12 protein-coding genes are annotated in these 12324 nt (G+C 68.1%); 4 read left to right on the forward strand and 8 right to left on the reverse strand.

Annotated features, from left to right (window positions below; all coding sequences use genetic code 11):
• Positions 1-7: 7 nt before the first annotated feature.
• From ptsP to AC0J42_RS06180, 6 genes are all read right to left on the reverse strand, one after another.
• A complete protein-coding gene (ptsP, locus tag AC0J42_RS06155; RefSeq protein WP_473005546.1) occupies positions 8-2341 on the reverse strand; it encodes a phosphoenolpyruvate--protein phosphotransferase in 2334 nt (777 codons plus the stop codon).
• Between the two features lie 23 nt (positions 2342-2364).
• Positions 2365-3387 (reverse strand): SIS domain-containing protein, encoded by a 1023-nt coding sequence (locus AC0J42_RS06160; protein WP_473005547.1) that lies wholly within the window; start codon positions 3385-3387, stop codon positions 2365-2367.
• Entirely contained in the window at positions 3368-4474 is a 1107-nt protein-coding gene (gene nagA, locus AC0J42_RS06165; protein ID WP_473005548.1) for an N-acetylglucosamine-6-phosphate deacetylase, read from the reverse strand. Before nagA ends, AC0J42_RS06160 begins: the two co-directional genes overlap by 20 nt.
• An 18-nt stretch (positions 4475-4492) precedes the next feature.
• Positions 4493-5224 carry a GntR family transcriptional regulator gene (locus AC0J42_RS06170; RefSeq protein WP_473005549.1) on the reverse strand — a complete coding sequence of 244 codons (732 nt, stop codon included), beginning with the start codon at positions 5222-5224 and terminating at the stop codon, positions 4493-4495.
• Positions 5225-5429: 205 nt separating this feature from the next.
• Positions 5430-6005 carry a L,D-transpeptidase family protein gene (locus tag AC0J42_RS06175; RefSeq protein ID WP_416422759.1) on the reverse strand — a complete coding sequence of 192 codons (576 nt, stop codon included), beginning with the start codon at positions 6003-6005 and terminating at the stop codon, positions 5430-5432.
• A gap of 65 nt (positions 6006-6070) precedes the next feature.
• Positions 6071-6622, reverse strand: a complete 552-nt coding sequence (locus AC0J42_RS06180; RefSeq protein WP_416422760.1) for an NUDIX hydrolase — start codon at positions 6620-6622, stop codon at positions 6071-6073.
• 138 nt (positions 6623-6760) lie between these two features.
• Here AC0J42_RS06180 and AC0J42_RS06185 point away from each other — a divergent pair, with 138 nt between their 5' ends.
• From AC0J42_RS06185 to purT, 4 genes are all read left to right on the forward strand, one after another.
• Positions 6761-7360, forward strand: a complete 600-nt coding sequence (locus AC0J42_RS06185) for a CoA pyrophosphatase (protein WP_416422761.1) — start codon at positions 6761-6763, stop codon at positions 7358-7360.
• Between the two features lie 42 nt (positions 7361-7402).
• Entirely contained in the window at positions 7403-7927 is a 525-nt protein-coding gene (locus tag AC0J42_RS06190; RefSeq protein ID WP_473005550.1) for a gamma carbonic anhydrase family protein, read from the forward strand.
• Positions 7927-8127, forward strand: a complete 201-nt coding sequence (locus AC0J42_RS06195) for a DUF1289 domain-containing protein (RefSeq protein WP_416422763.1) — start codon at positions 7927-7929, stop codon at positions 8125-8127. Before AC0J42_RS06190 ends, AC0J42_RS06195 begins: the two co-directional genes overlap by 1 nt.
• 231 nt (positions 8128-8358) lie before the next feature.
• Positions 8359-9540, forward strand: coding sequence for a formate-dependent phosphoribosylglycinamide formyltransferase (purT, locus tag AC0J42_RS06200; RefSeq protein WP_416422764.1), 1182 nt, complete (start codon positions 8359-8361; stop codon positions 9538-9540).
• A gap of 60 nt (positions 9541-9600) precedes the next feature.
• Here the strand turns inward: purT and AC0J42_RS06205 are convergent, their stop codons facing one another.
• A complete protein-coding gene (locus AC0J42_RS06205; protein ID WP_416422765.1) occupies positions 9601-10914 on the reverse strand; it encodes an MFS transporter in 1314 nt (437 codons plus the stop codon).
• 163 nt (positions 10915-11077) lie between these two features.
• Positions 11078-12316: a transporter associated domain-containing protein gene (locus AC0J42_RS06210; protein WP_473005551.1), complete on the reverse strand. Its 1239-nt coding sequence runs from the start codon at positions 12314-12316 to the stop codon at positions 11078-11080.
• Positions 12317-12324: the final 8 nt, after the last annotated feature.

The following is a 12324-nucleotide window of genomic DNA, read 5'->3' on the forward strand; positions in this document are numbered from 1 at the left end:
TATTGGCTTAGGCGTTCAGGGGCCAGTGCCGGTGGCAGGCCTGGCGTACCGCGGCGGCGCCGGGCAGGGCCAGCAACTGGGGGGCTTGCGCCTGGCAGGCGGCCAGGTCGAGGTCGCGCACCCGTGCCTTGATCTCGGCCACCAAGGGCGGGCTGACCGACAGTTCCTGCACGCCCAGGCCGAGCAGCACCGGGGTGGCCAGCGGGTCGCTGGCCAGGGCGCCGCACACGCCCACCCAACGGCCATGCAAGCGGGCGCCGGCGCAGGTGTGGGCCACCAGCGCCAGCACCGCCGGGTGCAGGGCGTCGACGCGGGCGGCAAGGCCGGCGTGGTCGCGGTCCATGGCCAGGGTGTACTGGGAAAGGTCGTTGGTGCCGATGGAGAGGAAGTCGGCATGCTCGGCCAGCTGGGCGGCCAGTAGGGCGGCGGCGGGCACTTCGATCATCACGCCCAGCTGCGGCAGTTGCGTGACGCCCAGTTCGTCGGCCAGTTGGGCAAGGCGCTGGCGCACCTGCAGCAGTTCATCCACTTCGGTGACCATGGGCAGCATGATCCGGCAGCGCTCGGGCTGGCCGGTGCGCAGCAGGGCGCGTAGTTGCTGGTCGAGCACCTGCGGGTTGACGCTGGCCAGGCGAATGCCGCGCAGGCCCAGCACCGGGTTGGCTTCCACTGGCAGGGGCAGGTAGTCGAGCTGCTTGTCGCCGCCCACGTCGATGGTGCGGATGACCACCGGCTTGTCGCCCATGGCGTCGAGCACGGCCCGGTAGGCCGCCACTTGCTGGGTTGCGTCGGGGGCTGCGTGGCTGTCGACGAAGAGGAATTCGGTGCGCAGCAGGCCTACGCCGTCGGCGCCGGCCTGGTGGGCCTGTTCGGCGTCCTGGCGCGAGGCGACGTTGGCGCCGATCTCGATCACGCTGCCATCCCGGGTGCGCGCCGGTTCATGGGCGTGCGCCTGTTGCAACTGCTGGCGAGCCTGCCGTGCGGCGAGTTGGCTGGCCACCTGGTCGAGGCGCTGGGCGCTGGGCGTCAGTTCCAGGCGGCCGTTGTCGGCGTCCAGCACCACTGGGGTGCCCATGGCCTGCGCCAGCAGCGCGTCGCCCATGGCCACCAGGCAGGGCAGGCCCTTGCCGCGCGCCAGGATAGCCACGTGGGCGGTGGCGCCGCCAGCGGCCATGCACAGGCCGGCGGCGCCTTGCTCGTGCAGGTACAGCAGGTCGGAGGGGGTCAGTTCTTGGGCCGCGACGATGGCGCCACGGGGCAGTGGCGGCCGCGCGCTGTCGCCCAGCAGCTCGCGCAATACCTGCTGGCGCAGGTCGAGCAGGTCGTTGGCGCGTTCGGCCAGCAGCGGCTTGCCGGTGGCGTGCAGCACGCGGCACTGGGTGTCGATGGCGTCGCTCCAGGCGTGGCTGGCGGCGCGGCCGGTGTTGATGGCCGCGTGGGCCGCCTGGGCCAGGGTCGAGTCTTCCAGCAGCACCAGCGGGCCGCTGGCCAGGCCAGGGGCGGCGCACACGCCGGCGAGCATGCCGGGCGCTTGCATCGTCGCAGCTGGCAACGGCAGGGGCACCGGTGCCGGGTGGTCGCCGGCGATGGCCGTGCCCAAGGCCTTCAGCAGCGCGGCCAGCGCCGCTTCACGCTGCGGGCCGCGGCAGATCACCTGCACCTGGGCGTGTTGGTCCACGCCCAGGCCCATTACCGCTACCAGGCTGGTGACGTCGGCCAGCTGTCCTTCGTGGCGAAGCTGGGCGCTGCAATCGAAGCCTTGCGCCACCTGGCGCAAGCGCGCGGCGGGGCGGGCGTGCAGGCCGCCGACGTGGGCGACGCTGGCGCTGCCTTCCACGCTGTCGCCGGCCGCGTCGGTCACTGCGCCGGTGGCCTGGTTGCCGACGAGGCGCAGCAGCGGTTCGCCGGCGCGCACCTGCTCCGGGGCCAGGCGCTCGGCACGAAAGTGCGTGCCATTGGTGACGATGATCAGGCTGACCAGGCTGGTGCTGTGCCGCGCCACCCGGTCCATCTCGAAGCGCAGCAAGGGCTGGCCGGGGGTTACGCGCATGCCCGGCTGCACCTGCAGGTGGAAGCCTTCGCCGTTCAGTTGCACGGTGTCGATGCCCAGGTGCAGCAGCAGTTCGGCGCCGTTGTCGGCGCGCAGGGTGATGGCGTGCAGGGTGCGGGCCACGTGCAGGACCTCGCCGGCGCAGGGCGCCACCAGGCAATTGTCGGTGGGGTCGATGGCGATGCCGTCGCCCATCGTGCCGCTGGCGAACACCGGGTCGGGGACCTGGGCCAGGGCGAGTACGGGGCCACTCAAGGGGGCGCTTAGGGTCACTTCATTATTGTTATTCATGGGCGCGGTACTCGTTCGGGCAACTAGTGGGTACGGGTGACTTTGCTCAAATAGCGCGGCTGGTCGGGGTCCAGGCCGCGGGCCAGGGCCAAGTGGGCCGCCATCACGTAGAAGCTCTGGATGGCCAGGATCGGGTCCAGCGCCGGGTGTTGGGCGCGGCACAGGTCCAGGTCGCGTTCGGCGATGTCATCGGGGGCGGCCAGCAGCACCTTGGCGCCGCGCTCGCGCATGTCGGCGGCAAGTTTCAGCAGGCCGGCCTGCTCGGCGCCGCGCGGGGCGAACACCAGCAAGGGGTAGCCGGCGTCGATCAGGGCCATGGGGCCGTGGCGCACCTCGGCGCTGCTGAACGCCTCGGCCTGGATGCCGGCCGTTTCCTTGAGCTTGAGCGCCGCCTCCTGGGCGATGGCGAAACCGGCGCCACGGCCGATCACCATCAGCCGGTCGCAGCCTTTGAAGGCGTCCACGGCGCCAGCCCAATCCACCGCTGCGGCCTGGCGCAGGCCATCGGGCAGGGCGGTACCGGCGGCCAGTAATTCAGGGTCCTGGGCCCAGTGGCCGACCAGCCGGGCGCTGGCGCTGAGGGTGGCGATGAAGCTCTTGGTGGCGGCCACGCTCAGCTCGGCGCCGGCGCACAGCGGCACGGTGTATTCGCTGGCGGCCTGTAGCGGCGAGTCCTCGGCATTCACCAGTGCCACGCTGAGGGCACCGCGTTCGCGCAGCAGGCGCTGGCTGTCCACCAGGTCCGGGCTCTGGCCCGACTGGGACAGGGCGAACACCACCTGGCCGTCGACCTTGAGCGGCGAATGGCGCAGGCTGACCACCGACATCGGCAAGGAGGCCACCGGCACCCCCAACTGCTGCATGGCCAGGTAGGCCAGGTAGCTGGCGGCGTGGTCGGAGCTGCCGCGCGCCACGGTCATGGCCACGTGCGGCGGCTGCTGGCGCAGGCGCTCGGCCAGGGCCTGCAGCAGCGGGTCGAGGGTCTGCAGCTGGCGGCTCACGGCCGCGTGGGCGCTGCGCGCTTCTTCAAGCATCTTGCAAGTCAATGGCTTCTCCTTCGACCATCACGTCGGTCAGCATCAGGTGGCGGTCCAGGCGCACGCAGTCGGCCCAGGCCCCCGGTTGCAGGCGGCCGCGGTCGCTGACGCCCAGGTAATCGGCGGCGAATTGCGACAGGCGCCGGGACGCATCGTCCAGGGGCACGCCGATCTTCACCAGGTTGCGCAGCGCCAGGTCCATGGTCAGCGTGCTGCCGGCCAGCGTGCCGTCGGCCAGGCGCACGCCGCCCAGGCACTTGGTCACGTGGTTGCTGCCCAGCATGTAGTTGCCGTCGGGCATGCCGGTGGCCGCGGTGGAATCGGTGACGCAGTACAGGCACGGGATGGCCCGCAGCGCCGCGCGGATGGCGCCGGGGTGCACGTGCAACAAGTCGGGGATCAGCTCGGCGTAGCGGGCGTGGGCCAGGGCGGCGCCGACCATGCCCGGCTCACGGTGGTGCAGCGGGCTCATGGCGTTGTACAGGTGGGTGAAGCTGCTGGCGCCAGCCTCGAGCGCGGCCACGCCGTCCTCGTAGCTGCCCAGGGTGTGGCCGATCTGCAGGCGCACGCCACGGCCACTCAGCTCACGGATCAGCGCGTTGTGGCCGGCAATTTCCGGGGCAATGGTGATGACCTTGATGGGCGCCAGGCTCAGGTAGTGGTCCACCTCGGCCAACAGCGCGGTGTGGGCGAAGTTGGGCTGGGCGCCCAGCTTGCCGGGGTTGATGTACGGGCCTTCCAGGTGCACCCCCAGCACCCGCGCGCTGCCGGGCTCGCGGGCCTGGCAGTAGCGGTCGAGGCCCTTGAGCACGCTGGCGATTTCCTCGGCCGGGGCGGTCATGGTGGTGGCCAGCAGCGCGGTGGTGCCGAAGCGCACATGGGTGCGGGCAATGGTGGCGAAGGCGTCGCCGCCCTGCATGATGTCCTTGCCGCCACCCCCGTGCACGTGCAGGTCGATGAAGCCGGGCAGCAGGTAGGGCCGGTCATTGGTGGCCGGGTCGCAGGGCACGCCGTCGACGCCGGTGATCTTGCCTTCGGCGTGCAGCAGGCGGCCGCGGAACCAGCCGTTGGGGGTGAGGATGTTGTCGTCGGACATGGCAGGAAGGCTCGTGGTTCAGCGCCGCAATTCAGCGACGAAGTCGTAGTAGTCGTTGCGGCAATAGGTGTCGGTCAGCTCGATGGCGGTGTTGTCGTCCAGGTAGCCGATACGGGTCATCAGCAGCATCGCGGTGCCCGGCTCGATGCCCACCAGGGCGGCGAATTCGGCCGAGGCGTTGATGGCGCGGATATGCTGCAGGGCGCGCACCACCGGCCGGCCGATGCTTTCCAGGTACTGGTACAGCGAATCGCCGATGGCTTCGGGGTGGGGCAGCAGGGCGGCAGGCAGGGCGCTCATCTCGATGGCCATGACGGTGTCGTCGGCCTTGCGCAGGCGCTTGAGGCGCGCCACCTGGTCGGTGGGCGATAGCCCCAGGCGGATCACTTCCTCATGAGTGGGCACGGCAATGCCGCGCTCCAGCCACTGCGAGCCGGGCACGAAACCCTTGAGGCGGAGCATCTCGCTGAAACTGGAAAGGCGTGACAGCGGTTGTTCCAGGCGCGGGGTAATGAAGGTGCCCGAGCCCTGGTTGCGGCGAATCAGGCCCTGTTCCAGCAGGATCTCCAGCGCCTTGCGGGCGGTGACCCGGGACAGGCCCAGCTGTTCGCTGAGGGTACGTTCGGAGGGCAAGGCCTGTTCGGCCTTCCATACACCGGCATGGATGGCGGCTTCCAGGTTGCGCGCCAGCTGCAGGTACAGCGGCGTGGCCTGGGTGTCGTCGGGGCGCAGCGCGAGCAGGTCGTTCATGTAGGGTTCCGATGCGATTGTGAGAGTTATGGCGCTCGGTAGTGGGCTTCAAGGTAATACCACTTGAATACCACGTCAATGCCAGTGGTTTTACATTATCCACAAGCACACCTCCCCGTAGCAGCTGCCGAAGGCTGCGTCAGAGGCAAGCGCGGGGAGTGTCAGGGGGAGGACGCGGCCTGCGGCCGCTGCTACGGAGGCGGTGTTACGGGCGGATTTCGATCATGGTGCCGTCCTTGACCAGGCTCCACAGTTCGCGCATGTCCTGGTTCTTCATGGCGATGCAGCCGTCGGTCCAGTCCAGGGTGTTGAAATACCACTCGGGGTATTCCTCGCTGTCCGGGGTGCCGTGGATCATGATCATGCCGCCGGCGGGCAGGCCGGCGCTGCGTGCCTTGGCGGCGTCGCCGGCGTTGGGGTACGACACGTGGATGGCCAGGTTGAAGCGGTCGCTGACCTTGCGCCAGTCCAGCCAGTAGAAGCCTTCGGGGGTGCGCATGTCGCCCTCGTACTGCTTGGGCCCGCGCGGGCTCTTGCCCAGCGACACGCGGTAGCTTTTCAGGGTCTGGCCACGGCTGAGCAACTGCAGTTGGTGGCTGGACTTGAGCACCAGCACCTTGTCCACCACGGCGTTGGCCAGGTCCGCCGGCACCCTGGGGGTGACGGCATCGACCACGGCCGGTGCAGTGCCCGCGGGTGGCTGCTTGACGACAGTGACAGTGAAGGCGGCCGACGACAGGGTGGCGTAGGACAGACAGAAGAGGGCAAGCAACCAGCGCATTTAACGATCAATCCTGCAGGTGAATCGCACCCCGCTTGCGCCGGTGCCGCGTGACACGGTCGGTTTCAGGTCTGCCCCAGCCCGTGCAGCGGCGGCAGAAATTCGTTGCGCACAGGGAAGTGTTGGCCCTGGCGGTCGGCAAAGTAGCATTCTAAGGTACGGTTCACCGTGGGGAAAGCCAGCTCGGCCCAGGGTATTTCGCTTTGTTCGAACAGCCGCACTTCCAGGCTTTCCTCGCCCACGGCGTAGTCCAGGTCGGCAAGCTCGGCGCGAAAGAACACATGCACCTGGCTAATGTGCGGCAAGTCGAACAGCGTGTACAGCGCCAGCTGGCGGACGCGTGCACAGGCTTCCTCCTCGGTCTCGCGGCTGGCGGCCTGTTCCAGGGTCTCGCCGTTTTCCATGAAGCCGGCGGGCAGGGTCCAGAAACCGCGGCGCGGTTCGATGGCCCGGCGGCACAACAATACGCGATCGCCCCACACAGGCAGGCAACCGGCGACTATATTGGGATTTTGGTAGTGAATGAATTCACAGTGCCCGCACACGTACCGCAGGCGGTTGTCGCCCTGGGGAATGCGCTGGGTTACCGGGTTGCCGCACTGGCTGCAGAATTTCATGTCGGGCTTCCTGATCGCTGCGCCTATCTTGGCGCCAGTGGTCCCCGCACCGCAAGGGCGGTTTTGTACGCAAGGGGGGTTGGGCAGGGCCGTGGCTTTGGTGCATGATTGCCCCTAGGCATCGAATTGAGAGAGACCATGCTGGACGAGCTACTGCGTCGGATGAGCAGCCACAGGCCACGGACCCTGGAGACCGATCAGCGTTTCCCCGAGGCAGCCGTGCTGCTGCCCATCACCCGCAGTGCCGAGCCCGAGCTGGTGCTCACCCTGCGCGCCAAGGGTCTGTCCACCCACGGCGGCGAAGTGGCCTTCCCCGGTGGCCGCCGCGACCCCGAGGACCCGGACCTGGTGTTCACCGCCCTGCGCGAGGCCGAGGAAGAAATCGGCCTGCCGCCCGGCCTGGTGGAAGTGCTGGGCCCCCTGAGCCCGCTGATCTCCAAGCATGGCCTGAAGGTGACGCCCTTCGTCGGGGTGATCCCGGACTTCGTCGAATACCGCCCCAACGATGCGGAAATTGCCGCAGTGTTCAGCGTGCCGCTGGCGTTCTTCCGTGAAGACCCGCGCGAGCACACCCACCGCATCGACTACCAGGGCCGCAGCTGGTACGTGCCCAGCTACCGCTTTGGCGAATACAAGATCTGGGGCCTGTCGGCGATCATGATCGTCGAGCTGGTGAACCTGATGTACGACGCCGACATCAGCCTGCACCGCCCCCCCGAGCATTTCACGTCAATTTGAGCGGACCTGCGAGCCGCCTTTGCCTGCCTGAGGAAGCCACCGATGAAATACCGTTTGGGCGACGCCCGCGTCGAGACTCATGTCACCAGCTGGACCGCGCCCACCGCCACCCTGATCGGCCGGGTGCGCCTGCAGGAAAACGCCAGCGTGTGGTTTGGCGCCGTGTTGCGCGGCGACAACGAACTGATCGACATCGGCCCCGACAGCAACGTGCAGGACGGCACGGTGATCCATACCGACATGGGGTCGCCACTGACCCTCGGCCGCGGTGTTACAATCGGCCATAACGCCATGCTGCACGGCTGCACCGTGGGCGACTACAGCCTGGTCGGCATCAACGCGGTGATCCTCAACGGCGCCCGCATCGGCAAGCATTGCATCATCGGCGCCAACGCGCTGATCGCCGAGGGCAAGGAAATACCCGACGGTTCGCTGGTGATGGGCTCGCCCGGCAAGGTCGTGCGCCAGCTGACCGAGGCGCAGATGAAGATGCTCGAGGCCAGCGCCGCCCACTACGTACACAATGCCCGACGCTACGCGCGGGACCTTGCACCCCAGGAAGACTGATGAACCAAGAACGCCCCGTCGCCTCGCCTTGTGTGCAGGTCTGTGCCCTGGATGACGACGATATCTGCACCGGCTGCCAGCGCACGGCCGCCGAAATCACCCGCTGGGGGCGCATGAGCAACGACGAGCGCCGCGAAGTGCTGGTCAAGTGCCACGAACGCGCCGTGGCCGGCGGGATGATGTTCGTCGCCGGCGCCTGAAGCCCCCCTATCCGTAGCCGCTGCCGCAGGCTGCGCTGGCCGGTGTGAACCCTGGAAATCTCCAGCGGGGCACAGGGCCAGCGCAGCCTGCGGCAGCGGCTACGGTTTTGCAGCGCCTATTGCCTGGCGGTCGTGTCGCAGCGCCGCCTCGCGCCGATTGATGTAAAATGCCCGCCTCGGTGGGCCGCACCCGGGCGGCCCGCGATAACCCGTTCCCCTTAAGGACCTGAAATGACCCGTATCGGAACTCCACTGTCGCCGACCGCGACGCGCGTACTGCTGTGTGGCTGCGGCGAGCTGGGCAAGGAAGTGGTGATCGAGCTGCAACGCCTGGGCGTTGAAGTGATCGCCGTCGACCGTTATGCCAACGCCCCTGCCATGCAGGTCGCCCACCGCAGCCATGTGATCAACATGCTCGATGGCGCCGCGCTGCGTGCGGTGATCGAGGCCGAGAAGCCGCACTACATCGTGCCGGAAATCGAAGCCATCGCCACCGCCACCCTGGTGGAGCTGGAGTCCGAGGGTTTCACCGTGGTGCCTACCGCGCGTGCCGCCCAGCTGACCATGAACCGTGAAGGCATCCGTCGCCTGGCCGCCGAAGAGCTGGACCTGCCGACCTCGCCGTACCACTTCGCCGACACCTTCGAAGAGTACCGCGACGCCGTCCAGGACCTGGGTTTCCCCTGCGTGGTCAAGCCGGTGATGAGCTCATCGGGCAAGGGCCAGAGCCTGCTCAAAAGCGCCGACGACGTGCAAAAGGCCTGGGACTACGCCCAGGAAGGCGGCCGTGCCGGCAAGGGCCGCGTCATCATCGAAGGCTTCATCGACTTCGACTACGAAATCACCCTGCTGACCGTGCGTCACGTGGGCGGCACCACCTTCCTGGCTCCGGTAGGTCACCGCCAGGAGAAGGGTGACTACCAGGAGTCCTGGCAGCCGCAGGCCATGAGCCCGGTGGCCCTGGCCGAATCCGAGCGCGTGGCCAAGGCCGTGACCGAGGCCCTGGGTGGCCGTGGTCTGTTCGGCGTGGAGCTGTTCGTCAAGGGCGACCAGGTGTGGTTCAGCGAAGTCTCGCCGCGCCCCCATGACACCGGCCTGGTGACCCTGATCTCCCAGGACCTGTCGCAGTTCGCGCTGCACGCCCGCGCCATCCTCGGCCTGCCGATTCCGGCCGTGCGCCAGTTCGGCCCGTCGGCCTCGGCGGTGATCCTGGTGGAAGGCAACTCCACCCAGACCGCCTTCGCCAACCTGGGCGCCGCGCTGGCCGAGCCAGACACCGCGCTGCGCCTGTTCGGCAAGCCGGAAGTGGCCGGCCAGCGCCGCATGGGCGTGGCCCTGGCGCGTGACGAGTCGATCGAAGCGGCCCGCGCCAAGGCTACTCGCTCGGCCCAGGCTGTGAACGTGGAACTGTAATTGCCCGGACGCCGCCTGCGGCAGCTGCTACGAACCCTGTAGCAGCGGCCACAGGCCGCGTCACGCCACCTTGCTCAAATCCTCATCCCGCGTTTCCTTCAGGCACAGCACCGCCAGCAGGCTGAGCAGCGCCGCCGCCGACACATACCCGCCCACCCAGCCCAGGCCGCCCATGGCCACCAGCTTTTGCGCTGCGAACGGCGCCGCCGATGCCCCGACGATACCGCCCAGGTTGTACGCCGCCGACGCGCCGGTGTAGCGCACGCGCGTGGGGAACAGTTCGGGCAGCAACGCGCCCATGGGGGCGAAGGTGAAGCCCATCAGGAACAGCTCGATGCTCAGGAACAACGCCACGCTGCTGGTCGAGCCCTGGGTCAGCAGTGGCTCCATGGCAAAGCCCGAGGCAATCGCCAATACGCCGCCGAACACCAGCACCGGCTTGCGCCCGAAACGGTCGCTCAGGGCCGCCGAAATCGGCGTGGCCAGGGCCATGAACAGCACCGCGAAGCACAGCATGCCCAGGAAGCTTTCCCGGCTGTAGCCCAGGGTGGCCACGCCGTAGCTCAGGGAAAACACCGTGGAGATGTAGAACAGCGCGTAGCACACCACCATGGAGGCGGCGCCCAGCAGCATGGGCCGCCAGTACTGGGCGAACAGTTCCACCAACGGGATCTTCAGCTTTTCATGGGCGGCCATGGCCTTGGCGAACACCGGGGTTTCTTCCAGCTTCAGGCGCACGTACAGGCCCACCATCACCAGCAGGGCGCTGAGCAGGAACGGCAGGCGCCAGCCCCAGGCGCGGAACTGCTCGTCGCTGAGCAGCATGGCCAGGCCCAGGAACAGGCCGTTGGCCGCCAGGAAGCCGATGGATGGCCCCAGTTGCGGGAACATGCCGAACCAGGCGCGCTTGCCCTTGGGCGCGTTTTCGGTGGCCAGCAGCGCCGCGCCACCCCATTCGCCGCCCAGCCCCAGGCCCTGGCCGAAGCGCAACACGCACAGCAGGATCGGCGCCCAGGCGCCTATCTGGTCGTAGCCGGGCAGCACGCCGATCAGGGTGGTGCACACGCCCATCAGCAGCAGCGAGGCCACCAGGGTGGATTTGCGCCCGACGCGGTCGCCGAAATGGCCGAACAGCGCCGAGCCCAGCGGCCGGGCGAGGAAGGCGATGCCGAAAGTGAGGAAGGCCGAAAGCATCTGCGCAGTACCGGAGGTCTGCGGGAAGAACACCGGGCCGATCACCAGGGCGGCAGCCGTGGCGTACACGTAGAAGTCATAGAATTCGATGGCGGTGCCAATGAAGCTGGCGGTGGCCACCCGGGCGGTGGAATTGCGCGGCTGTTCGGCGCCGCTGGCAGCGTAGGTGCTGGTGCTCATTGCAGGTTCCCTGGCGAAATTATTATAGGTGCGGGGCAGGGTGGGCCGCAGGCAGGTGGCCGGTGCACGTCCGTGCGGGTAGCAGGACGCGGCGGCAGGGGGCTGGGTAAGCTGGTTTGATTATATGAATTGCGGGCGGTGGCGCAACCGGTAGCCGCTGGCTTCAGGTGAGCTTGGGCAAGCTGCTGGTGTGCCAGATCAGCACCCGCGTCACGCGGTTTTCCTCGGCTTGGAGGATTTCCAGGCGGTAGCGGCCGATCTTCAGGCACACCGCGCAGTCGGGGATGCTCTCCAGCGCCTCGGTGACCAGGCCGTTGAGGGTCTTGGGGCCGTCGCTGGGCAGGTGCCAGCCCAGGCTCTTGTTCAGCTCGCGGATCGACGCCGCGCCATCCACCACGAAGCGGCCGTCGGCCTGCGGGTGCACGTGGGGGTTGTCCATGGTGTGTTCGTCTTCGAACTCGCCGACAATTTCCTCGAGAATGTCTTCCAGGGTCACCAGGCCGAGCACTTCGCCGTATTCGTCCACTACCACGCCCAGGCGCCGCTGCTGCTTGTGGAAGTTCAGCAGTTGCAGGTGCAGCGGGGTGCTCTCGGGCACGAAGTAGGCGTCGTAGCAGGCCGCCAGCAGGGCTTCCATGGTCAGCTCGCCCTTGGGCAGCAGGTGGCTGACCTGGCGGGTGTTGAGCACCTTTTCCACCTGGTTGATGTCGTTGTGGTACACCGGCAGGCGGGTGTGGCGGCTGATGATCAGCTGCTCGGCAATCTTCTCGATCGGGTCGTCCAGGTTCAGCCCGTCGACTTCGCTGCGCGGCACCAGGATGTCATTGACGGTGATGCGGTTCAGTGACTGCAGGCCACCCAGCAGGTGCGGGGCGCTGGGTTCCTGGTCTTCGTCGAGGTCGTCCTCGCTCTCATCCGGCCCCGGCTCGTCGTGGGGGCGGGCGATGGGCCGGGCAATGGGCGCGAACGGCTTGAGCAGCAGGCGGGCGATGCCGCTGAACGGCCACACCAGCGGGTACAGCAGGGTCAGGGGTAGGCGCAGCAGCGAGTTGCCTAGGCCGATGAAGGCCTCGGGATGGCGGCGCGCCAGCAGGCGTGGCAGGTATTCACTGAAGGTCACCAGCACCGCGGCCATGATCAGGCCGCCGGCCCACAGGCCCTTGACGTGCCAGTGGTAGACCGCCACGAACACCCCCAGCACCACCGCCAGCACCCGGCACAGGGTGTTGCACAGCACCAGGCTTTCCAGCGGGAAGGCCAGGCTGGGGCGCTCGCCCACCTTGCGCCGGGTGCGCAGGGCAGCCAGGTGGTTGCGGGCTGTCTCCACGCCCGTGAACAGCGCCGACCAGAGGATCGACAGCAGCACGAAACCCAGCATCGCGCCCAACGGCAGATTGTCCATTTACTCGC

Source organism: Pseudomonas sp. Tav-5-1A, assembly GCF_055755055.1.

What these genes read in the sequence shown, in the direction of transcription:
- ptsP (WP_473005546.1), bottom strand. Translation starts at nt 2,341, where the DNA reads ATGAATAACAATAATGAAGTGACCCTAAGCGCCCCCTTGAGTGGCCCC.
- nagA (WP_473005548.1), bottom strand. Translation starts at nt 4,474, where the DNA reads ATGTCCGACGACAACATCCTCACCCCCAACGGCTGGTTCCGCGGCCGC.
- AC0J42_RS06170 (WP_473005549.1), bottom strand. Translation starts at nt 5,224, where the DNA reads ATGAACGACCTGCTCGCGCTGCGCCCCGACGACACCCAGGCCACGCCG.
- AC0J42_RS06175 (WP_416422759.1), bottom strand. Translation starts at nt 6,005, where the DNA reads ATGCGCTGGTTGCTTGCCCTCTTCTGTCTGTCCTACGCCACCCTGTCG.
- AC0J42_RS06180 (WP_416422760.1), bottom strand. Translation starts at nt 6,622, where the DNA reads ATGAAATTCTGCAGCCAGTGCGGCAACCCGGTAACCCAGCGCATTCCC.
- AC0J42_RS06185 (WP_416422761.1), top strand. Translation starts at nt 6,761, where the DNA reads ATGCTGGACGAGCTACTGCGTCGGATGAGCAGCCACAGGCCACGGACC.
- AC0J42_RS06190 (WP_473005550.1), top strand. Translation starts at nt 7,403, where the DNA reads ATGAAATACCGTTTGGGCGACGCCCGCGTCGAGACTCATGTCACCAGC.
- AC0J42_RS06195 (WP_416422763.1), top strand. Translation starts at nt 7,927, where the DNA reads ATGAACCAAGAACGCCCCGTCGCCTCGCCTTGTGTGCAGGTCTGTGCC.
- purT (WP_416422764.1), top strand. Translation starts at nt 8,359, where the DNA reads ATGACCCGTATCGGAACTCCACTGTCGCCGACCGCGACGCGCGTACTG.
- AC0J42_RS06205 (WP_416422765.1), bottom strand. Translation starts at nt 10,914, where the DNA reads ATGAGCACCAGCACCTACGCTGCCAGCGGCGCCGAACAGCCGCGCAAT.
- AC0J42_RS06210 (WP_473005551.1), bottom strand. Translation starts at nt 12,316, where the DNA reads ATGGACAATCTGCCGTTGGGCGCGATGCTGGGTTTCGTGCTGCTGTCG.